This is a genomic window from Allobosea sp. P4_C6, from assembly GCF_056402015.1.
The window spans coordinates 1-20,171 of sequence record NZ_JBFUIF010000005.1; the positions used below are offsets into that span (position 1 = coordinate 1).

Below are 20,171 nucleotides of genomic sequence, written 5' to 3' on the forward strand. Positions count from 1 at the left end.
GAGATTCGAGATTCGTCTCCGCGAGGGGCCGCTTTTGTACCCGGCCCATCCTTTCGGCTGCGGCAAGCCGCAAGGATGGGCCGGTTGCAATCGGCGTTCAGTCCGCGGCGGTGCCGCGCACGCAAAGAGAAGAAACTATATGGCGACCTATCTCATACGGCGGCTGTTGATCGCCATTCCAAGTCTTCTCGGAATCAGCGTGATCCTGTTCACGGTGCTTGCATTGGCGCCGGGCGATCCGTTCTCCGAAATGGCGACCAATCCCAACGTGCCGCCCGAGGTGCGCGAAGCCATCCGCGCCAGCTTCGGCCTGAACGACCCGATCATGGTGCGCTATCTGCGCTGGCTCGGCGCCATGGCCCAGGGCGACTGGGGCTTCTCCTTCGCCAGCCGCATCAATGTCGACAAGCTCATCCTGCAGCGCGTGCCGACGACGCTGTTCGTGGTCGGCTCCTCGCAGATCCTGGCGCTATGCATCGCCCTGCCGGTCGGCATCTACGCGGCGACGCGGCCCTATTCGATCTTCGACCAGATCGCCAACACGCTGGCATTCGTCGGCTTCTCTCTGCCGACCTTCTTCACCGGCCTGCTCTTCATCCTGATCTTCTCGGTCTCGCTAGACTGGTTCCCCTTCGTCTATCGTTCCGACGTCGCCGCGACCGGCTGGCGCTGGTACTGGGAGATGTTCCGCCAGGCGATCATGCCGATCATGGTGCTCGGCCTGTTCCAGGCGGCCTCCTATACGCGCTATGTCCGCTCGGCCGTGCTCGACGTCATCCGGCTCGACTATGTCACCACCGCGCGCGCCAAGGGCCTCAGCGAGCGCAAGGTCACGCTGCGGCACATCACGCGCAACGCGCTGATCCCGGTGGTGACGCTGGTCGCGCTGCAGATGCCCGCCGTGTTCGGCGGCGCCATCGTGACCGAGCAGATCTTCCGAATCCCCGGCATCGGCTCGCTTCTGATCGACGCGATCCTCGCCAACGACACACCTGTGATCATGGCGGTGACCTTCGTCTTCGCTTGCCTGGTGGTCATGTTCAATCTCATTGCGGATGTCCTTTATGGCTGGCTCGACCCTCGCATCTCCTTCAGCTGATCCGATCGTGACGGCCGCAGCCGCCACCGTCGCGGTCTCGCCGGGGCGCGAGACGTGGCGCCGGTTCCGCCGGCACAAGCTCGCCATGGCCAGCGCCGTCGTGCTCGCCTTCCTGATCCTCAGCGTCGTCGTCGGCCCGTGGTTCTGGCCGGTCGCGATCAACGACATCGACTTCTCGGCACAGTTGCAGGGGCCGTCCTGGGCGCACCCGCTCGGCACCGACGACCTCGGCCAGGATATTCTGGCGCGCATGATGTATGGCGGGCGCATCTCGCTCGCCGTCGGCCTTGCCGCGATGATCGTCGCGACGACCGTCGGCGTCATCATCGGCGCCTTCGCCGGCATGTCGCGCAAGGTCGCCGACCCCGTGCTGATGTGGGTGACGGACCTGTTCCTGTCGCTGCCGCAGCTGCCGCTGCTGCTGCTGATCATCTACCTGTTCCGCGAGCAGCTGAAGGCCTTGTTCGGGGTGGAGGGCGGCGTCTTCGTGCTGATCGTCGTCGTCATCGGCGGGTTGCGCTGGATGCCGGTGGCCCGGCTGGTGCGCGCGCAGTTCCTCTCGCTGCGCGAGAAGGAGTTCGTCGAGGCCGCCCGCGCACAGGGCGCGACCAAGCTGCGCCAGATGACCCGCCACATCCTGCCGAACGCGCTCGGCCCGGTGATCGTCGCCTCCACCATCGAGGTGTCCTCGGCCATCATCGCGGAATCGACGCTCTCCTTCCTCGGCCTCGGCTTCCCGCCGGATATCCCGACCTGGGGTCGCCTGCTGTTCGACGCCAAGGACCATCTCGACTCCGCGCCGCACTGGGCACTGTTCCCCGGCGCTGCAATCTTCCTCACCGTGTTGTCGATCAACTTCATCGGCGACGGCCTGCGCGATGCGCTCGACCCGCGCCGCGTGATCTGATCCAGAGAAGGACCTGAGATGACCTCCCCGATCCTGTCCGTTTCGAACCTCACGACCTCCTTCCGAGTGGAAGGCCATTGGAAATCGGTCGTCCGCAACATCTCCTTCGACATCAAGCCGAAGGAAACGCTGGCGGTCGTCGGTGAATCCGGCTCCGGCAAGAGCGTGACCGCGCTCTCGATCATGCGGCTGACCCCGCCCGGCTCGAGCAAGATCGAAGGCTCGATCAAGCTCAACGGCAAGGAGCTGCTGACGCTGCCGGATTCCGACATGCGGCACATCCGCGGCAACGAGATCGCGATGATCTTCCAGGAGCCGATGACCTCGCTGAACCCGGTGCTGACCATCGGCTTCCAGATCGCCGAAGCGCTGATCCTGCATCGCGGCCTGTCGCGCTCCGAGGCCGAGGCCGAGACCATCCGCCTGCTGGAGAAGGTCCGCATTCCCGCCGCGAAGTCGCGCTTCCACGAGTACCCGCACCGCTTCTCGGGCGGCATGCGCCAGCGCGTGATGATCGCGATGGCGCTGGCCTGCAAGCCGAAGCTGCTGATCGCCGACGAGCCGACAACCGCCCTCGACGTGACGATCCAGGCGCAGATCCTCGAACTGATCAAGACGCTGCAGGACGAGGAGGGCATGTCCGTCCTCTTCATCACCCACGACATGGGCGTCGTCGCCGAGATCGCCGACCGCACGGTCGTCATGTACAATGGCGACGAGATCGAGACCGGCAACACCGAGGACATCTTCGCCAGGCCGCAGAAGCCCTACACCAAGTCGCTGCTCTCGGCCGTGCCGAAGCTCGGCTCGATGGAAGGCCGCCGCCGGCCGATGCGCTTCCCGGTCGTCGACCGCGCCACCGGCGATTCCGACGTGCCGACCGAAGTGCCCGATACCGTCCAGGCGGCCGAGCGCCCGGTGCTCGAGGTCTCCGGCCTGACCACGCGCTTCGAGATCCGCGGCGGCCTGCTCAGCTCCGTCAGGGGCCGGGTGCATGCGGTCGAGAACGTCTCCTTCAGCCTCAAAGCCGGCGAGACGCTGGCGCTGGTCGGCGAATCCGGCTGCGGCAAGTCCACCACCGGCCGCTCGGTGATGCGCCTGATCGAGCCGCTGGCGGGCTCCGTGCTGCTCGACGGCGTCGACGTGCTCAAGCTCAACCAGCATGACCTGCGCGAACAGCGCAAGCGCATGCAGATGATCTTCCAGGACCCGTTCGCGTCGCTCAACCCGCGCATGAACATCGGCACCGCCGTCGCCGAGCCGCTCCTGATCAACAATCTCGCCACCCGTTCGGAAGCCCGTGACAAGGTCGCCGACCTGCTCAAGCGCGTCGGCCTGCTGCCGGAAATGGCGAACCGCTTCCCGCACGAGTTCTCGGGCGGCCAGCGCCAGCGCATCTGCATCGCGCGGGCGCTCGCGGTCGAGCCGCGGCTGATCGTGGCGGACGAGGCCGTCTCGGCGCTCGACGTCTCGGTCAAGGCGCAGGTGGTGAACCTGATGCTCGACCTGCAGGCCCGCATGGGGCTGGGCTATCTCTTCATCTCGCACGACATGGCGGTGGTGGAGCGCGTCAGCCATCGCGTCGCCGTGATGTATCTCGGCGAGATCGTCGAGATCGGCCCGCGCGAGGCGATCTTCGGCAATCCGCAGCACCCCTACACCAAGCGGCTGCTGGCGGCGGTACCGATCGCCGATCCGACCCGGCGCTCCGAGAAGCGCCCCGTCACCAACGACGAGATCAAGAGCCCAGTGCGGGCGCCCGATTACGTCGTGCCGGTGCGCCAGTATCGCGAGGTCTCCCCCGGCCATGCCGTGATGATCTGGGGCGAGGAATGGGAGAAGAAGGAGCCGGCCGCCGTCGCGGCCTGAGGCCTTCGAAGCGTAAAACGATCAGCCCGCGGCTCGCGCCGCGGGCTTTTTGTTGGGCTGCAGGGAATGCTCTATTTGGGTGGATAGCCGAACTTCGCGACCGGCGCCGCAAACGACCTGATCGCGCCACAACCGGACATTGGGAGATCGCCCAAATCCGGACACTCCTCGTTCCGCCTCGTTACGCCAGTGCTGGCTGCGCCCCCAAGCGGAGTGACAGTTCTGTTCTGCGGCACTCAGCAAGCATCGGCTAAAAGTCCGATATGCGGTCAACCTTCTTGGTCAGCTTTCCAGCGACTCGATACGTTGTCCGGAGGGTTGGATTGGCGCCGGCGAGAGAACGCAATCAGAGCATGCCAGATGGTCCACGGAACCGAGGGGGAGCCGTCGCCTTGGCGTGCGTGACGTAGCGTTCGGCAAGCCTGGCGTTCGGCTCCTTGTAGCTTGCGAAGCGCTGCGTCGGCGCGAGGAAGCGCTTGCACACGTTGCCCACCTGGCTCTCACCCGCGTCATCCTCAGCCTCGCCGCGCCACAGCAAAGCGGCGCAGCGTAGACCGCGGGAAACGGTCCCCTATTGGACGCCGATCACCGGGATTGGCGGAGGCTCATCGCACCCCGATTTCCTCCCGTGGGCCGGCCCTGCCGCCCCAAGCCTCAAAGCCGTGGCCGGAGGACGACGACGCTTACAAGCCCGCGTGCCAATGGCTGTAAACTCGCCATTAACCTTGATCGGTCATTTCGTCGGACCAGTAGTGGCTTCGCGTGGCTGTACCTGCTGCGGTGCGAGGGTAGCAAACCATGCGGCTGATCGTCGGCACAATCATCGTCTTCGTCTGCGTCTTCGGCAGCTACGCGGCGATGGGTGGCCACCTTGAGGTCCTTTGGCAGCCGTTCGAGTTCGTCATCATCCTCGGTGCAGCGATCGGTGCCTTCGTCATCGGCAACCCCGCGCCGGTGCTCAAGGCCGTGCCCGCCATGCTCGGCACGCTCATGAAGGGCCCCAAGTACAAGCAGGAATGCTATGTCGAACTGCTGGGGATGCAGTATTCATTGTACAAATTCGTGAAGCAGAAGGGCATGCTCGCGGTCGAGGAGCACATCGATAATCCGAGCGAGTCCACGCTGTTCAACGCCTTCCCGACTTTTGCAGCGAACCATCATGCGGTCGAGTTCGTCTGCGACTACATGCGGATGTTGACGATGGGCGCCAACAACGTCCACGAGATGGACGCTCTCATGGACGAGGAACTGGAGACGCACCACCAGGAGCAGGAGCGTGTCGTTGCGGCCATGCAGTCGCTCGCCGACGGAACACCGGCGCTCGGCATCGTCGCCGCCGTGCTCGGCGTGATCAAGACGATGGGGGCGATCACCGAGCCGCCGGAGGTGCTGGGACATCTGATCGGCGGCGCGCTCGTCGGCACCTTCTTCGGCGTCTTCGTCGCCTACGGCTTCTTCGGGCCCATGGCGCAGTCGCTCAAGGGCATCTACGAGGCGGAATCCAAATACTACCTTTCACTCAAGGCGGGTCTCCTCGCCCATATCAGCGGCCAGCCGCCGGTGATGGCGGTAGAATTTGCCCGCAAGGCTCTGATGAGCGACGTCCGCCCGACCTTCAGCGAAGTGGAAGCGGCAACCGCCGATCTGCCCGCCTAGATCTGACCCAATCTCCAATAGGGACTCGATGGCCAAGCCCCCCCAGCCGATTATCATCAAGAAGGTCAAGAAGGCCGCTCATGCGCACCATGGCGGGGCCTGGAAGATCGCCTATGCGGACTTCGTGACCGCCATGATGGCGTTCTTTCTGCTGATGTGGCTGATTAGCATGACGACGCAGGAGCAGAAGATCGGCTTGGCGGAATACTTCGCGCCGGCGGCTCCGAGTCCTACAACCAGTGGCGCTGGCGGCGTCCTGATGGGCACCGTCCTAGACAAGGCAGGCAACAAGCCGTCGGCGCCCCGCGACGCGGCGAGGGGCACTACCGGGCAGGACGACAAAGCGCGCCCAACAAATTCGGGCCGCGCCAGCGACCGCGAGGTCAGCCGCCCGGCCGCCGGCGTGCAGGCCAACTACAGCGCCATAGCCAGCCTCCGGCAGGCGCTCCAGAAGATGCCCGAAATTGCCGAGCTGTCGCGCAACATCGTGATCGAGCCGACCAAGGAGGGGTTGAACGTTTCCCTCGTGGACGAGTACGGCCGCACCATGTTCCCCGAGGGCTCGGTCCAGCCCTACGAGCGCACTCGTCTCGTGCTGGAGGCGCTCGCGCCCACCCTGCGCCGGCTGCCCAACCAACTGTCTGTCGCCGGCCATACGACCGCCGCGCGCCCGGGCTCGGTGCAGGCCGTCGATTCCTGGAGCCTCACCGCCGGGCGAGCGCTCGCCGTGCGCGAGATACTGTCGGGCGCCGGGCTCTCCAGCAACCGCTTCGTTTCCGTGGTGGGACGCGCGGACACCGAGCCGCTCTTCGTCGACAATCCCTACACCCCGCCGAACCGACGGGTGACGATCACGCTGCTCAATGCGGAGCCGCCGCTACCCCCGGGCGTCATTCCCTGACGACAGGGCGCCTCGGCGGCCTCAGAGTCGTTTGAGAATGAGCTCAATGGCTGACACGACGTAAGAGGGTGACCATTGCGACGACGTACCGAAATCCGTCGTTTGCGCCGGGATCGAACCCAATAACCTAAGCCCTCCCTTCAATCCGGAATCCTCTCCCAATCCTTCAACCACGGCGCAGCCGAAGCGTCGCTCGGGGCGCGCCAGTCGCCGCGGGGCGAGAGCGAGCCGCCGGAGGAGACCTTGGGACCGTTCGGCATGGCCGAGCGCTTGAACTGGCTGGTCTCGAAGAAGCGCCGGATGAAGACGCCGAGCCAGCGCTTGATCACCGGTAAATCATAGGCGACGCGCTTGGCCGCCTCCATGTTCGGCGGCCAGTCGCCGGCGGTCGCGTCGCGCCAGGCATGCTCGGCCAGGAAGGCGATCTTGCTGGGCTTGAAGCCGTAGCGCGTGGTGTAAAACAGGTTGAAGTCCTGCAGCGCATAGGGGCCGACGAAATCCTCGGTCTTCTGGGCCGGCTTGTCGCCATCGCCCGGCACCAGCTCGGGGGAAATCTCGGTGGCGAGGATGTCGAGCATCACAGCCGAGGCTTCCGCACCGAAGCGGCCGGATTGCGCCACCCAGCGGATGAGATGCTGGATCAGCGTCTTCGGCACTGAGCCGTTGACGTTGTAATGCGACATGTGATCGCCGACGCCATAGGTGCACCAGCCGAGCGCCAGCTCCGAAAGGTCGCCGGTGCCCATCACCAGCGCGTTGTGCCGGTTGGCGAGGCGGAACAGCACGGAGGTGCGGGCGCCCGCCTGCACGTTCTCGAAGGTGATGTCGTAGACCGGCTCGCCCTTGGCGAAGGGATGGCCGATATCGATCAGCATCTGCCGGCAGGCCGGCGTCATGTCGATCTCCTCGGCGCTGACACCGAGCGATCTCATCAGCCGCCAGGCGTTGTCCTTGGTGTCCTTGCTCGTGGCGAAGGCCGGCAGGGTGTAGGCGAGGATGTTCTGCCGGGGGAGGCCGAGCGCATCGAAGGTATGGGCCGCGACGATCAGCGCCTGCGTCGAATCGAGGCCGCCGGAGACGCCGATCACCACCTTGTCGAGCCGCGTGCTCTCCAGCCGCTTGCGCAGCCCGTGCGACTGGATGTTGTAGGCCTCGAAGCAAAGCTCGTTCAGCCGGGCATCGTCATTCGGCACGAAGGGGAAGCGCTCGATCGTGCGGGCGAGGCCCAGATCCGAGCCGCGATCCGGATCGAGCGTGAAGTCGATACGGCGGAAGCCGAGCCTGTCGCGATGCATGTCGGCGCTGTCGCCGAAGGTGTTCTGGCGGATGCGGTCCATCGCCAGCCGCTCGAGGTCGATATCGGCGAGGATGAGCTGCGGCTCGGCGGCGAAGCGCTCGGCCTCGGCCAGCAGCTCGCCGTTCTCGTAGATCATCGCCTGCCCGTCCCAGGCGAGATCGGTGGTCGATTCGCCGGTGCCGGCGGCGGAGTAGGCATAGGCGGCGATGCAGCGCCCTGAATGCGCCTTGCAAAGAGAGTGGCGCCAGTCCGACTTGCCGATGGTGACGTTTGAAGCCGAGAGGTTGAGCAGCACGGTCGCGCCGGCGAGCGCGGCGAAGGAGCTCGGCGGGATCGGCGTCCAGACGTCCTCGCAGATCTCCATATGGACGACGAGATCGGGGATGTCGGAAGCGGCGAGCAGGATGTCCGTGCCGAAAGGCACCTCCTGGCCGCAGAGATCGATATAGAGCGCACCGGCGCGCTCGCCCGAGGCGAACTGCCGGCGCTCGTAGAATTCGCGGTAGTTCGGCAGATAGGTCTTCGGCACGGCGGCGAGGATGCGGCCGCGATGGATCGTGACGGCGCAGTTGAACAGCCGCCCCTCGACGCGCAGGGGCGCACCGACGACCGCGACGCAGCGCAGGCTCCGGCTTTCCTCGACGAGCCGCGACAGGGCCTCACGCACCGCGTCGAGCAGCGCGTTCTGCTGCAGCAGGTCGTCGATCGCATAGGCGCTGATGCCGAGTTCCGGAAACAAGCAGAGCGAGGCGGCGCCTTCATCGGCTCGGCGCAGCAGCGCGATGGTCTCCGCCACATTGAAGGCGGGATCGGCAACCTTCAGCCGCGGCGCGGCGCATGCGATCCGGACGAGGCCGTGGGCGTGAATGTTGCGGAAGCTCATCGTCACTCCGTCGGGCCGACAGGCAGCGAGCCGGCCTGCACCGCTTATCGCGCAGGCGCGAGGCGGTAAGCAAGCCGGGCGCCGGCAGGGCTGCGCCGATGCGGCGACATGGACGGCCGAACGCGCCGAACCGGGCGCTCCGTCCCATCCGCAGATGGGCCGAACGTCGCAAGCCCGTGCGATTGCCGGCCGGCATGGCGCACAGTATCCCTCAGGGATCGAAGAGCGGACATCGCAGCCGCCGCACCCCCGGGAAACGCCATGTCCGACGCCGTGCCTTCCGACCGCCGCCTGATCGGCAGCTTCGACTACGTCGTCATCGGCGCAGGATCGGCCGGCTGCGTCGTCGCCAACCGCCTCGCGGCCGATCCGGACACCAAGGTCCTCGTGCTGGAAGCGGGCGGGCTGGACGACTGGATTTGGCTCCACATTCCGGTCGGCTATCTCTTCGCAATCGGCAATCCCCGCGCCGACTGGCTGTTCCAGACCGAGCCCCAGCCCGGCCTCGGCGGGCGGGCGCTGGCCTATCCGCGCGGCAAGGTCGTAGGCGGCTCCTCGGCGATCAACGCCATGGTCTATATGCGCGGCCAGGCGGCCGATTATGACGGCTGGCGCCAGCTCGGGCTGACCGGCTGGGGCTGGGACGAGGTGCTGCCCTATTTCCTCAGGCATGAGGACCATATCGCGCCGCCGCCCGGCGGGCTGCACAAGGCCGGCGGGGAATGGCGCGTCGAGCATCCGCGCGTGCGCTGGGCGATCCTCGACGCCATCCGCGACGCGGCCGAGGCTGCCGGCATCGCCAAGATCCCGGATTTCAACACCGGCGACAACGAGGGATCATCCTATTTCCAGGTGAACCAGCGGCGCGGGCGCCGCTTGAGCGCCTATCGCGCCTTCTTGAAGCCGCTGCTGGAACAGCGCGACCGCACCAACCTGCGGCTGGAGACGCGCGTCCATGTCGAGCGCATCGTCTTCGAGAACGGCCGGGCCAAGGCGGTCGAATTCACCCATGGCCTGGGAACACCCAGCGAGGAGAAGCTGAGGGTCGAGGTCAGCGGCGAGGTCGTGCTCTCGGCCGGCGCTATCGCCTCCCCGCTGCTGCTCGAACGCTCCGGTATCGGCAATGGCACGCGCCTGCAGAGCCTCGGGCTGGAGACCTTGGTGGATGCGCCCGGCGTCGGCGAGAACCTGCAGGACCATCTCCAGATCCGGCCGGTCTACAAGGTCCAGGGGGTCAAGACGCTGAACAGCGACTACGCCAAGGTCTGGCGGCGCCCGCTGATGGCGTTGCAATGGGCGGCGCTGCGCTCCGGCCCGCTGACGATGGCGCCCTCGCAGGTCGGCGCCTTCGCCAAATCCGCGCCGCATTATGCGACGGCAAACCTGCAATACCATTTCCAGCCGCTCTCGCTCGACAGCTGGGGCTCGGGCTTGCACCCCTTCGACGCGTTCACGGCGAGTGTCTGCAATCTCAGGCCGACCAGCCGCGGCAGCGTCCATCTCCGTTCCGCCGACGTGCACGACACGCCGGTGATCTCCCCTAACTATTTCGACACCGAGGAGGACCGGCAGGTCGCGATCGACGCGCTGAAGCTGACCCGGCGGATCGTGGCGCAGGCGCCGCTGGCACGCTTCCAGCCGGAGGAATACCTGCCGGGCGCGGAGGCCGACTCGGACGAAGCGCTGCTGGACGCTGCCGCCAAGCTCGGCACCACGATCTTCCACCCGGTCGGCACGGCGAGGATGGGGCGCGACGACGATCCCGGCGCCGTGCTGGACGAGCGCTTGAGAGTGCGAGGCGTCACGGGCCTGCGCGTCATCGACGCCTCGGTGATGCCGGCCATCACCTCGGGAAACACGGCCAACCCGACCATGATGATCGCCGAGAAGGGCGTGGCGATGCTCAAGGAGGACGCGCGCAGCTGAGTTGCACCGCAAAGATTTGCTGATTTCTACAGACCCGCGACGTCATCCCGGGCTTGACCCGGGATCCATGCCAGAGCGTGTCCAACAATCGTCAGGCATGGATCCCGGATCTGCGCTTCGCTCCGTCCGGGATGACTCGCGTTTCCACGAAAACGCAGCACGCTTCAAAGCGTGAGAGGCTCTCGCGATCTTCGTTTCGGGCTTCGAAACGCCATAAAGACCGGCCTATTAAGGACGGCTTCACGCCGGATCACGCCATGCCCCCAGTTTCGAACGACAGGAGCCTGCCCAAGCGGCTCGCGCTCGGGATCGTCCGCGCGGTCCTGACGGTATTCATCATCATCGACGAGGTCGCGCGGCCGCTCTACCGGCCGCTCATCCGCTGGTTTTCATCGCTGCGGCTGGTTCATCGCCTCGAGGAAGCCGTGGCCGGGCTGCCGCGCCCGCTCGTGCTGCTGGCGCTCGCCGTGCCCTTCGCCATCGCCGAGCCGCTGAAGCTGCTCGGCCTCGTCATGATGGCACGCGGCGCCTTCTGGCCGGGGCTGATCGTGCTCGGCCTCGCCCATCTCGCCAGCTTCCTGATCGTCGAGCGCATCTATCATGCCGGGCGCGAGAAGCTGATGAGCTATGGCTGGTTCGCAGGGATCATGGGGATCGTGATCCGCATACGCGACCAGGTTCTGAGCTGGGTGCGGGCATCGGCCGCCTATGCCTTCGCCATCCGCACGCGCGATGCCGCCCGGCGCTGGTGGCAGGGGCTGCTGGCCTGAAAGCTCAGCGCCGGCTGCGTGCCAGCAGGAAGAGCGCGACGGCAGCCAGGGCCGAGAAGGCGATCAGCAGCAGCGTCGAGACCGTCACGCCGCCGCGCTCCAGCGCCACGGCGAAGGCCAGCGGCGCCGCCGCCTTGATGACGAGGCCGGGCGCCGAGAGCTTGCCCATCGTCGCGCCGAAGCCGACCGGCCCGAACAGTTGCAACGGCACCGTGCCGCGCACGATCGAACTCAGCCCCATGCTGATGCCGAAGGCAACGGCAAAGAGGCCGGCGACCACCGGCAGCGATCCGCCGACCAGCAGCAGCGCAAGACCAAGCGGCATCAGGCAGGCGGAAACCCAGGCGGTGGTGACCGGCGAGACGGCGCGGCCGAACAGCATCTCGACCAATCGCCCCGCCACCTGAGAGGGCCCGAGCATCGCGCCGATGCCGACCGCGACCGCAGCGCCGAGGCCGAAGCCGCGCAGCAGCGTCAGCAGGTGGATCGCCATGGCCGAGACGACGAAGCCCTGCAGCGAAAAGGCCAGCGCCAGCCACAGGAAGGCGCGGCGGCGGGCATCGCCCGTGAGATAGGCCGTTTCGGGTTCCGCCGGGGCCGATGCGGCTGCGCCAGAGGCATGCGCCGCCACCGGACGCTTCACCCGCCCCGGCAGGAAGAGGAGGTGCAACGGCATGCAGACCAGGATCTGCGACAGGCCGTAGAGCCTGTAGACGCCGCGCCAGTCGAGGACCGCCAGCAGGCTGCTGGTCAATGGCCAGAACAGGGTCGAGGCGAAGCCGCCGATCAGGGTGAGCTGGCTGATGGCGCGCCGTGCCTGGCCGCCGCGCGCCTGCGTCAGCGCAGCGAAGGCCGCATCGTAGAAGACCGCGGTGGTCACCGCCTGCAGCGCGACCATGGCCGCGACGTAGCTGACGATGCCCCGCGCCTCCGCCAGCGCCAGCAGGGACAGCCCGGCCAAGGCCGATCCCACCGTCATCACCAGCCGCGTGCCGTAGCGGTCTATCAGGCTGCCGGTCACCGGGGCGACGGCGCCGCCGAGGAAGAGCCCGGCCGCCAGACCGCCATAGGTCCATTCCGGCGGCCAGCCGAAGCTTTCGGTGATGCGCGGCGCCAGCACGGTGAAGGCGTAGTAGAGCGCGCCATAGCCGAAGACCTGCGTGACGCCGAGCGCGACGATGAGCGACGGCCCGCCGGGCCGAAGAAATCTGGGCGAAGCCATGGCCGTCATCTGCCCCGGTCAGACGATCTGGTTGCGCAGGCCTGCGTCGCCGCGTGCGAGACGATCCAGATTGTCGATGAGGATATCGATGACATTGCTCTCATAGGCGCGGGTCTCGCCGGCGCTGTGCGGGGTGACGATGACCTGCGGCAGGCGCCAGAACGGCGACGCCGCCGGCAGCGGCTCGTCATGGAAGCAATCGAGCCCGGCACCGGCGATCCCGCCATTGCCGAGGGCATCCAACAACGCGGCTTCGTCGACCACGCGGCCACGCGCGACATTGATCAGGTAGGCGGAGGGCTTCATCGCCGCGAGGATGCGGGCGTCGACCAGCCCTTCCGTCTCGGGGGTCAGCGGGCAGGTCAGCGCGACGAAATCGGCCTGCGCCACTGTTTCCGCAAGCTTGTCGGGATGGACGATCGCTTCGACATGCGGCTGCGGCTCGGGGCTGCGGCGCACGCCGATGACGCGCATGTCGAAGGCCGCCGCGAGCTTCGCCAGCCTCAGGCCGATGCGGCCGAGCCCGACGACGACCAGCGTCTTGCCGCCGAGCTCATCCTCGCGGCGCGCGCGATCGCCGATCATCGGCCGCCAGGACTGCTTTGCCTGATTGTCCCGGGCGAAATGGATTTGCCGGGTCAGCGCCAGGATCAGCGACATCGCATGCTCGGCCACGGCGCGCTCGTTGCCGCCCTGTGCACTGGCGAGACGGACACCGGCTGCGCCGAGCGCCGCCTTGTCGAACTGCTCGGTGCCGGCGCTGACCGACTGGATGAAGCGCAGCTTCGGCAGCCTCGGCAACAGATCGTTACGCCACATGCCGGAGACGACGATGATATCCGCCTCCGGCCCGCGCTCGCGCAATTCGTCGAGGCTGCGGACCTCGAAGCTGCGGGCGGCGCGATTGCGGCGGGCGAATTCGTCCCTGAGCTGATAGGCGGCGTGCGCGAAGCCTATCGTCAATTCGCCTTCCGGCGGCAGCAATGCCATGCGTCGTCTCTCCCCGAATCCGTCAGTGGACGTTAGCCGCCGCGCCGGCTTCTGTCCCCGCGCTCGCCGCATGCAAGCTTCACGCTGGTGGCGATGTTTCGGGCGCATCAATGAGCGCCGCCTGCAAGCGCGACCACGCGGCCTCGTCGCCGGGCAGGCCGAAGCGCAAACGGTCGGGTGCGCTCTGAAAGCGGCGGACATAGATGCCGTGGCGGCCGAGGCGGACGAAGAGTGCCGATGCAGTCGGCGTCTCCAACAGGCGGAACAGGCTGGTGCCGCCCACGATGCGGCCATACGGCGCGAGCAGCGCGTCCAGGCGTGCGGCATCACGGCTGCGATCTGCGCCGGCCCTGGCGAGCCAATCGCGATCCGCGAGGGCCTGCGCGCCGACGTGCAAGGCAGGTCCCGCCACCGACCAGGGCCCGAGCGATGCTCGGAGCCGCGCCATCAGATCGGCAGCGCCGATGGCGAAGCCGAGACGCAGGCCTGCGAGCCCATAGGTCTTGCCGAAGGAGCGCAGGACGAGCGCGCCAGCGGGCAAATCCCGCACGAGGCTCGTCTCCGGCGTGAAATCGGCGAAGGCCTCGTCGACGACGAGCAGGCCGCCGCGCGCGGCACAGCGGACGGCGAGGCCGGCGAGTTCCGTTCGCGAGAGCATGCGGCCATCGGGGTTGTTGGGATTGACCACGACGACGGTCGCAGCCGCCTCGGTGGGCGATGCCGCCTCCATCACCGTGAAGCCCGCCTTGCGCCAGGCATGGGCGTGTTCCGCATAGGTCGGACCGAGGATGGCGACGGGCCCGGCCGGCGCGAGATGCGGCAGCAGCTCGATCAGGATTTGCGTGCCGGGCGCCGCGACGATGCCTGCGCCGTCCGGCACCCGGTAGGCCGCGCGGGCGGCGGCGATGAGCGCGGCCTCGTCATCGGCGCCGGGCAGGCGCGTCCAGAGGCTTAACGGCAGCGCCGGAAGCGGATAGGGGATCGGATTGATCCCGGTGGAGAGATCGATCCACGGTTGCGGCGCATCCGGAAAGAGCGCGCGGGCCGTGGCGAGATCGCCGCCATGCCAGATGTCGTCCTCAGCCACGATCGCGCCCGCGCCCCGCATGAACCTCTCCGCCAGCCTGCCGCTGCTCGTGCTCGCGCTTACGATCGAGGCGGCGTTCGGCTATCCCGAGCGCTTCTATGCCGCAATCGGCCATCCCGTCACCTGGATCGGGCGATTGATTGGAGCGCTGGACCGGGCGCTGAACCGCGAGGCCTCGTCCTTCGTCACCCGCAAGGCCATGGGCGTGCTGGCGCTGGCGCTGCTGCTCGCGGCCACGATCGCTCCCGCGTTGCTGCTCCAGCGCTTCTGCCTGGCCTTCTGGCCGCTCGGCCTCATCCCGCTCGCGCTCGTCGCCTCGACGCTGATCGCCCAGCGCAGCCTTTACGAACACGTCGCCCGCGTGGCCGAGGGGCTGGAGCGCGAGGGCCTGGAAGGCGGCCGGAAGGCCGTCTCGATGATCGTCGGGCGCAATCCGAACACGCTGGACGAGGCCGGGGTGGCGCGCGCCGCCATCGAGAGTCTCGCGGAGAACTTCTCCGACGGCATCACCGCGCCGGCCTTCTGGCTCGGCATCGGAGGCCTGCCGGGTATCGCCGCCTACAAGGCGATCAACACGGCCGATTCGATGATCGGCCATCGCACGCCGCGTCACCTCGCCTTCGGCTGGGCCGCGGCGCGGCTCGACGACCTCGTCAACCTGCCGGCCTCGCGATTGACGGCGCTGCTGCTGATCGTTGCGGCGGCACTTGACCGGACGGTGGATGCCGGCGGTGCCTGGCGAGCCCTGCGGCGCGACGCCGGCAAGCACCGCTCGCCCAATGCCGGCTGGCCGGAGGCGGCCATGGCCGGTGCGCTCGGGCTGCGGCTGGCGGGCCCGCGCGTCTATGGCGATACCCGCATCGACGATCACTGGATGGGCGATGGTCGGGCGGAAGCAAACGCCGCTGACATCCGGCGCGCGCTTGCGCTGTACCGACGCGCCTGCGGCCTGCTGTGGGCGCTCGCGGCGCTGCTGGCGGCTATCGCGCTGCTTTGACTCCGACGATCAACTTGCTCCGGAAACACACCGTCATTCCGGGGCATCGCGCAGCGATAAGCCTGGAACCCATGGACACAGGGTTTTCGGGAGAAGGCGCCGACACTCCGGCATGACGTCCATCGGACGGTGTTCATGGGTTCCGGGCTCGGGCCTTCGGCCCGCCCCGGAATGACGGGCGCGGTTCTCGTAAAACCCGTTAGCGGCGAGTGCCGTTCGTCGCCCCGGACTTCACTCCGGCAACGGCACGGCGCGGCGCGCTATCGCCTGAAGATCGGCTCCCACGGGCAGCGAGCCGAAATGGCCCGACCAGCCGCCTGCCAGCCGCGAGGCGACGAAAGCGTCCGCCACCGCATGCGGCGCGTGGCGGATCAGCAGCGAGGCCGACAAGCCAAGCGCCATGCGCTCGACGAAGCGCCGCGCCAGATGCTCGTGGCGGAGCACGTCGACGAGATCGGTCTCCAATTCGGCCAGGAAGGCATCGTAGCGCGGATCGTTGCCGCGCGCGGCGCGCAATTCGTCGAGCAGGGCCGGCACGCAATCCGGATAGCGGCGGATCGAGCGGAGAACGTCGAGGCAGACGACGTTGCCCGTGCCCTCCCAGATGCCGTTGAGCGGCGCCTCGCGATAGAGCCGCGCCATCAGATGGTCCTCGATGAAGCCGTTGCCGCCATGGCATTCCAGCGCCTCGACCACCACCGGCGTGGCGCGCTTGCAGTTCCAGTATTTGGCGATCGGCGCGCCGATGCGGCCGATCAGCTTTTCCGCCTCGCTCCCGCCCTCGCGATCGAGCGCATGGACGAAGCGGAAGGCGATCCAGGCGGCGGCTTCGGCCTCCAGAGCGAGGTCGGCGATCACATTGGTCATGATCGGCTGGTCGATCAGCGCCTTCTGGAAGGCGCGGCGATGGGCGGTGTGATGCGCCGCCTGCGCGACCGCATGGCGCATCAGCCCGGCCGAGCCGACGGCGAAATCGAGCCTCGTGTAGTGGTTCATCTCCAGCCCGGCGCGGATGCCATGGCCGGGCTCGCCGATGAGATGAGCGATGACGCCGCGGAATTCGACCTCGGAGGAGGCGTTCGACTTGTTGCCGCACTTGTCCTTGAGCCGCTGAATCTGCAGCCGGTTGCGCGAACCGTCCGGCAGCCAGCCCGGCACGACGAAGCAGGAGACGCCCTCCTCGGTCCGCGCCAGCGTCAGGAACACATCCGAATGCGGGACGGAGAAGAACCATTTATGCCCGGTGAGAGAATAGGTGCCGTCGGCGTTGCGCGTGGCGACGGTCTGGGTCTGGCGCAGGTCGGAGCCGCCCTGCTTCTCGGTCATCGCCATGCCGACCGTGCCGCCGCGCTTCTGCGCTGCCGGCAGCGGACGCTGATCGTAGTCGGAGGAGGTGATCAGCTTGCCGAACTCGGCCCAGCGCGCGGGGTCGCGCTGCAGGACGGGGATCGCCGAATAGGTCATGCCGAGCGGGCAGCAGATGCCGTTCTCGCCCTGGTTCCAGAGATAGGAGACCGCGGCGCGCGCCACCTGCGCGCCGGAGCGCGGCTTGGTCCAGCAGAGCGAATGGAACTCGTCGCGCATGGCGAGCCCCATCAGCTCATGCCAGGCGGGGTGGAATTCGATCTGGTCGACGCGCCGGCCCCAGCGATCATGCGTCCGCAGTTCCGGCAGGCTGCGATTGGCCTGCCGCGCCAGATCCTGCACGCGTTGCGAGCCGACATGGCCGCCGACCACGCTCGCCTGCTCGCGGAACCAGCCGGCGCCGAACATGTCGAGGATGCGTCCGAGCGCGGGGTCCGCCGCGTAGGCGTCGTAATCCGCCAGCGCCGGGGCCTGGTTCAGCACCTCGTGGGTGTCGTAGCCGTATGCATCGAGAGCGGTCATGCGGCCTGTCCTTCACGGGAGATCAGCGCGGCGAGGGAGAGATCGGCGAGCGCGGCAGCGATCTCGCGGCCGCGTTCGGCGGTGATCGGCCGCTCGGGCGAAAGCGGGCCGATCAGCGCTTCCATGAAGCCGCCGACGATCATCGCCGCGGCGGCGTCGGGATCGACGGGACGGAAAGCGCCCTGCCCTTCGCCTTCCACGACAAGTGCGCGGAAGATGCCGGCGATCTCACGGCGATAGTCGAGCCGCGTCGCATCGACGGCCGGATCGGCGGGTTCGGCGATCATCGACCAGGCGAGACGGCGATTGGCGAAGGCGCGCCGGGCGAAAGCTTCGACTGCCGACGTCAGGCGCTCGGTGACCGGCGCATCGCTCGCGGCGATCTCGCGCAGCACGGCGAGTTCTCGCGAGGACACCGCCGCGACGATCTGGGCCATCAGCTCGGCCTTGGAGGAGAAATACGAATAGACGCTGCCGGTGGAGACGCCGCTGGCGGAGGCCACTGCGGCAATCGATGTTTCCTGGAAGCCGACCTCCGAGACGATCCGGCGCGCGGCGGAGAGGATCGCCTCACGCTTGCCCGCCTTGCGCGGTTGTTTCGGGGTTCCATCGACCATGCACGATCTCGAAATTGAATCTGAATTCAAATTCAATATGAAGAGGAACCCCATTCCGTCAAGTGTCCGCCAGCAAGGGTAATCGATCGGGCAATGGAGGCGCGGGAACCCTCTCCTGGAAGGAGCGGGCAGGATGAGGTGGAGGCCGCTGGACCAGGGACGCGAGTGCTCACGGCGCGGTTGGGCTCGGGCTAGCGATGCCCCTCCAAACAGCTCACCCCTCCGCTCTCCTTACAGGAGAGGGGTTCCCGCGCTCTCCTACCCGTCTTCGTCTGCTGGAATGGGTTGGGTCGATTTACCCCGAGAAAGACGGCAAGCTTCTTTCTGCGCCCCCCGAAAGAGGCTCAGAACTCGATACCTTGCTGCGCCTTCACGCCGGCGGCGAAGTGATGCTTCACCAGCGTCATCTCGGTGACGAGGTCGGCGGCCTCGATCAGTTCCGGCTTGGCGTTGCGACCGGTGACGACGACGTGGAGGTCGGGCCGGCGAGCCTTGAGCGTCGCCACGACATCGGCGAGCGGCAGGTAATCGTAGCGCAAGGCGATATTGAGCTCGTCCAGCACCAGCAGCCTGATCTCCGGATCGGCCATCAATTCCCTCGCCTTGGCGAAGGCCCGCTCGGCGGCGGCGATGTCGCGGGCCTTGTCCTGCGTTTCCCAGGTGAAGCCCTCGCCCATGCTGTGCCAGCTGACCTGATCGCCGAAGGCTTCGAGCGCCTTGCGCTCGCCGGTCGACCAGGCGCCCTTGATGAACTGCACCACGCCGATGCGCCAGCCATGGCCGAGCGCCCTCAGGATCAGGCCGAAGGCCGCCGTCGACTTGCCCTTGCCGGGACCGGTATTGACGATGAGCAGGCCCTTCTCGACCGTCTTGGAGGCGATTTCGGCGTCCTGAACCGCCTTGCGCTTCTCCATCTTCGCCTTGTGGCGGGCGGCTTCGTCAGCGTCGATATCCCGCGTCATGTCTTCGGCTCACTTCACTCGCATCGGCAATCCGGCGACCATGAAGACCACGCGGCCGGCGCGTGCCGCAAGCGCCTGATGCAGCCGCCCGGCCTCGTCGCGGAAGCGCCGGGCGAGCGCGTTCTCGGGCACGATGCCGAGGCCGACTTCGTTGGAGACCAGCACGATGGGGCCGGAAGCCTGCTCGCATGCACTGATAAGCGCGGCCCCGGCAACAGCGGTATCGCGTTCGGCGAGGATCAGGTTGGTCAGCCAAAGCGTCAGGCAATCCACGAGGATCGGCTGCCCGGCCGGCTGTTCGGCGATCGCTTCCGCCAGATCGAGCGGCGCATCGACCGTCAGCCAGCCCGGGGGCCGGCGCATCCGATGCTCGGCGATGCGCTCGCGCATCTCGTCGTCATAGCCCTGGGCGGTCGCGATGTAGGTCCAGGGCGCCGGCAAAGCCTCGATCAGCGACTCGGCATGGCGGCTCTTGCCGGAGCGGGCGCCACCGAGGATGAGGGAGAGATGGGGCAAGTCCATGGGCAGGTCCTTCGGCGCCGCCCCCTGTCGTCATGCCCGGGCTTGACCCGGGCATCCCACCCCGAAGGAGGCGCGCGAGCCTCTTCCTGCATGAGATTCTCGGGTCAAGGCCGAGAATGACGCGCTTGCGGCGCACCCTGCATTGCACAGCAGCATCCCGAAGGCTAATGATCGTCGCTGACGGTGCCTCCGCGAGGAGGTGAAAAGGGAACGCGGTGCGGGCTTGCTCTGCCCAATGCCGCGGCTGCCCCCGCAACTGTAAGCGGGTGTCCTTCGCCATCGGCCACTGGAGCCAACGCTCCGGGAAGGCGGCGCAGGACGTCTAACCCGCGAGCCAGGAGACCTGCCGTCGACCCGCAAAGATCCAACCAGCTGCCGGCGGGGCGGCTACGGAGAGCATGATGAACACGGTTTCGGTTTCCACTCCCACACTCAGCGTTTCCGAACGCGTCAAGGCGGTTGCCGCCGCGCTCGTGATCGGCGTCGCGCTGATCTATACGACCGGCTTCGCGGCCTCGACCAATGTCCATAACGCCGCGCACGATACCCGTCACGGCCTCGCCTTTCCCTGCCACTGAG

The 20,171-nt window shown here is 67.4% G+C and carries 18 protein-coding genes and 1 riboswitch; of the genes, 9 read left to right on the forward strand and 9 right to left on the reverse strand.

Translation table 11 applies throughout. The features are described from left to right. The first annotated feature begins 139 nt into the window (after positions 1–139). Genes AC1DVA_RS04800 through AC1DVA_RS04810 form a run of 3 tightly spaced genes read left to right on the forward strand, consistent with a single transcriptional unit; the run spans position 140 to position 3,875 of the window. Positions 140–1,099 (forward strand): ABC transporter permease, encoded by a 960-nt coding sequence (locus tag AC1DVA_RS04800; protein ID WP_265051609.1) that lies wholly within the window; start codon positions 140–142, stop codon positions 1,097–1,099. Continuing rightward, complete coding sequence (locus AC1DVA_RS04805) at positions 1,065–2,006, forward strand: ABC transporter permease (protein ID WP_265051608.1); 942 nt, start codon at positions 1,065–1,067, stop codon at positions 2,004–2,006. The genes AC1DVA_RS04800 and AC1DVA_RS04805 overlap by 35 nt, the downstream gene beginning before the upstream one ends. A gap of 18 nt (positions 2,007–2,024) precedes the next feature. Next, positions 2,025–3,875, forward strand: coding sequence for an ABC transporter ATP-binding protein (locus AC1DVA_RS04810; protein ID WP_265051607.1), 1,851 nt, complete (start codon positions 2,025–2,027; stop codon positions 3,873–3,875). 346 nt (positions 3,876–4,221) lie between these two features. On the opposite strand, the gene AC1DVA_RS04815 is transcribed toward AC1DVA_RS04810, so the two are convergent. Beyond that, the gene (locus AC1DVA_RS04815; RefSeq protein ID WP_265051605.1) at positions 4,222–4,368 is read right to left on the reverse strand and encodes a hypothetical protein; all 147 of its coding nucleotides are present in this window, start codon (positions 4,366–4,368) and stop codon (positions 4,222–4,224) included. Between the two features lie 305 nt (positions 4,369–4,673). On the opposite strand from AC1DVA_RS04815, the gene motA reads away from it, so the two are divergent. Next, positions 4,674–5,531 (forward strand): flagellar motor stator protein MotA, encoded by an 858-nt coding sequence (motA, locus tag AC1DVA_RS04820; RefSeq protein ID WP_265051604.1) that lies wholly within the window; start codon positions 4,674–4,676, stop codon positions 5,529–5,531. Positions 5,532–5,559: 28 nt separating this feature from the next. Next, positions 5,560–6,432, forward strand: coding sequence for a flagellar motor protein MotB (locus tag AC1DVA_RS04825; protein WP_476805161.1), 873 nt, complete (start codon positions 5,560–5,562; stop codon positions 6,430–6,432). Positions 6,433–6,572: 140 nt separating this feature from the next. Here AC1DVA_RS04825 and AC1DVA_RS04830 read toward each other — a convergent pair whose 3' ends face one another. Further along, positions 6,573–8,612 (reverse strand): NAD(+) synthase, encoded by a 2,040-nt coding sequence (locus AC1DVA_RS04830; RefSeq protein ID WP_476805162.1) that lies wholly within the window; start codon positions 8,610–8,612, stop codon positions 6,573–6,575. Positions 8,613–8,873: 261 nt separating this feature from the next. On the opposite strand from AC1DVA_RS04830, the gene AC1DVA_RS04835 reads away from it, so the two are divergent. Together AC1DVA_RS04835 and AC1DVA_RS04840 are read left to right on the forward strand one after the other, a co-directional pair. Beyond that, positions 8,874–10,538: a GMC family oxidoreductase gene (locus AC1DVA_RS04835; protein WP_476805163.1), complete on the forward strand. Its 1,665-nt coding sequence runs from the start codon at positions 8,874–8,876 to the stop codon at positions 10,536–10,538. Between the two features lie 257 nt (positions 10,539–10,795). Beyond that, entirely contained in the window at positions 10,796–11,308 is a 513-nt protein-coding gene (locus AC1DVA_RS04840; protein WP_476805164.1) for a hypothetical protein, read from the forward strand. Between the two features lie 4 nt (positions 11,309–11,312). On the opposite strand, the gene AC1DVA_RS04845 is transcribed toward AC1DVA_RS04840, so the two are convergent. From AC1DVA_RS04845 to cobD, 3 genes are all read right to left on the reverse strand, one after another. Beyond that, positions 11,313–12,530, reverse strand: a complete 1,218-nt coding sequence (locus tag AC1DVA_RS04845; RefSeq protein ID WP_265051599.1) for an MFS transporter — start codon at positions 12,528–12,530, stop codon at positions 11,313–11,315. Positions 12,531–12,548: 18 nt separating this feature from the next. Continuing rightward, positions 12,549–13,520 (reverse strand): D-2-hydroxyacid dehydrogenase, encoded by a 972-nt coding sequence (locus AC1DVA_RS04850; RefSeq protein WP_476805165.1) that lies wholly within the window; start codon positions 13,518–13,520, stop codon positions 12,549–12,551. A gap of 79 nt (positions 13,521–13,599) precedes the next feature. Beyond that, the gene (gene cobD / locus AC1DVA_RS04855) at positions 13,600–14,628 is read right to left on the reverse strand and encodes a threonine-phosphate decarboxylase CobD (protein ID WP_265051597.1); all 1,029 of its coding nucleotides are present in this window, start codon (positions 14,626–14,628) and stop codon (positions 13,600–13,602) included. Between cobD and cbiB the strand changes: the two genes are divergently transcribed. Beyond that, positions 14,627–15,604 (forward strand): adenosylcobinamide-phosphate synthase CbiB, encoded by a 978-nt coding sequence (gene cbiB / locus AC1DVA_RS04860; protein WP_476805166.1) that lies wholly within the window; start codon positions 14,627–14,629, stop codon positions 15,602–15,604. The genes cobD and cbiB overlap by 2 nt on opposite strands. A 231-nt stretch (positions 15,605–15,835) precedes the next feature. Here cbiB and AC1DVA_RS04865 read toward each other — a convergent pair whose 3' ends face one another. The 4 genes from AC1DVA_RS04865 to cobU all read right to left on the reverse strand — a co-directional run bounded on the left by AC1DVA_RS04865 (position 15,836) and on the right by cobU (position 19,592). Then, positions 15,836–17,491 carry an acyl-CoA dehydrogenase family protein gene (locus AC1DVA_RS04865; protein ID WP_476805167.1) on the reverse strand — a complete coding sequence of 552 codons (1,656 nt, stop codon included), beginning with the start codon at positions 17,489–17,491 and terminating at the stop codon, positions 15,836–15,838. Then, positions 17,488–18,108 (reverse strand): TetR/AcrR family transcriptional regulator, encoded by a 621-nt coding sequence (locus AC1DVA_RS04870; RefSeq protein WP_265051594.1) that lies wholly within the window; start codon positions 18,106–18,108, stop codon positions 17,488–17,490. Before AC1DVA_RS04870 ends, AC1DVA_RS04865 begins: the two co-directional genes overlap by 4 nt. A gap of 344 nt (positions 18,109–18,452) precedes the next feature. Further along, positions 18,453–19,070, reverse strand: a complete 618-nt coding sequence (gene cobO, locus AC1DVA_RS04875; protein WP_265051593.1) for a cob(I)yrinic acid a,c-diamide adenosyltransferase — start codon at positions 19,068–19,070, stop codon at positions 18,453–18,455. A 9-nt stretch (positions 19,071–19,079) separates the two neighbouring features. Further along, positions 19,080–19,592, reverse strand: a complete 513-nt coding sequence (gene cobU, locus AC1DVA_RS04880) for a bifunctional adenosylcobinamide kinase/adenosylcobinamide-phosphate guanylyltransferase (protein ID WP_476805168.1) — start codon at positions 19,590–19,592, stop codon at positions 19,080–19,082. Between the two features lie 165 nt (positions 19,593–19,757). Further along, a riboswitch (cobalamin riboswitch) is annotated at positions 19,758–19,957 on the forward strand. A 36-nt stretch (positions 19,958–19,993) separates the two neighbouring features. On the opposite strand from cobU, the gene AC1DVA_RS04885 reads away from it, so the two are divergent. After that, positions 19,994–20,170: a CbtB domain-containing protein gene (locus AC1DVA_RS04885; RefSeq protein WP_061968845.1), complete on the forward strand. Its 177-nt coding sequence runs from the start codon at positions 19,994–19,996 to the stop codon at positions 20,168–20,170. The last annotated feature ends 1 nt before the right edge of the window (position 20,171 follow it).

What these genes read in the sequence shown, in the direction of transcription:
- AC1DVA_RS04800 (WP_265051609.1), top strand. Translation starts at nt 140, where the DNA reads ATGGCGACCTATCTCATACGGCGGCTGTTGATCGCCATTCCAAGTCTT.
- AC1DVA_RS04805 (WP_265051608.1), top strand. Translation starts at nt 1,065, where the DNA reads ATGGCTGGCTCGACCCTCGCATCTCCTTCAGCTGATCCGATCGTGACG.
- AC1DVA_RS04810 (WP_265051607.1), top strand. Translation starts at nt 2,025, where the DNA reads ATGACCTCCCCGATCCTGTCCGTTTCGAACCTCACGACCTCCTTCCGA.
- motA (WP_265051604.1), top strand. Translation starts at nt 4,674, where the DNA reads ATGCGGCTGATCGTCGGCACAATCATCGTCTTCGTCTGCGTCTTCGGC.
- AC1DVA_RS04825 (WP_476805161.1), top strand. Translation starts at nt 5,560, where the DNA reads ATGGCCAAGCCCCCCCAGCCGATTATCATCAAGAAGGTCAAGAAGGCC.
- AC1DVA_RS04830 (WP_476805162.1), bottom strand. Translation starts at nt 8,612, where the DNA reads ATGAGCTTCCGCAACATTCACGCCCACGGCCTCGTCCGGATCGCATGC.
- AC1DVA_RS04835 (WP_476805163.1), top strand. Translation starts at nt 8,874, where the DNA reads ATGTCCGACGCCGTGCCTTCCGACCGCCGCCTGATCGGCAGCTTCGAC.
- AC1DVA_RS04840 (WP_476805164.1), top strand. Translation starts at nt 10,796, where the DNA reads ATGCCCCCAGTTTCGAACGACAGGAGCCTGCCCAAGCGGCTCGCGCTC.
- AC1DVA_RS04845 (WP_265051599.1), bottom strand. Translation starts at nt 12,530, where the DNA reads ATGGCTTCGCCCAGATTTCTTCGGCCCGGCGGGCCGTCGCTCATCGTC.
- AC1DVA_RS04850 (WP_476805165.1), bottom strand. Translation starts at nt 13,520, where the DNA reads ATGGCATTGCTGCCGCCGGAAGGCGAATTGACGATAGGCTTCGCGCAC.
- cbiB (WP_476805166.1), top strand. Translation starts at nt 14,627, where the DNA reads ATGAACCTCTCCGCCAGCCTGCCGCTGCTCGTGCTCGCGCTTACGATC.
- cobD (WP_265051597.1), bottom strand. Translation starts at nt 14,628, where the DNA reads ATGCGGGGCGCGGGCGCGATCGTGGCTGAGGACGACATCTGGCATGGC.
- AC1DVA_RS04865 (WP_476805167.1), bottom strand. Translation starts at nt 17,491, where the DNA reads ATGACCGCTCTCGATGCATACGGCTACGACACCCACGAGGTGCTGAAC.
- AC1DVA_RS04870 (WP_265051594.1), bottom strand. Translation starts at nt 18,108, where the DNA reads ATGGTCGATGGAACCCCGAAACAACCGCGCAAGGCGGGCAAGCGTGAG.
- cobO (WP_265051593.1), bottom strand. Translation starts at nt 19,070, where the DNA reads ATGACGCGGGATATCGACGCTGACGAAGCCGCCCGCCACAAGGCGAAG.
- cobU (WP_476805168.1), bottom strand. Translation starts at nt 19,592, where the DNA reads ATGGACTTGCCCCATCTCTCCCTCATCCTCGGTGGCGCCCGCTCCGGC.
- AC1DVA_RS04885 (WP_061968845.1), top strand. Translation starts at nt 19,994, where the DNA reads ATGAACACGGTTTCGGTTTCCACTCCCACACTCAGCGTTTCCGAACGC.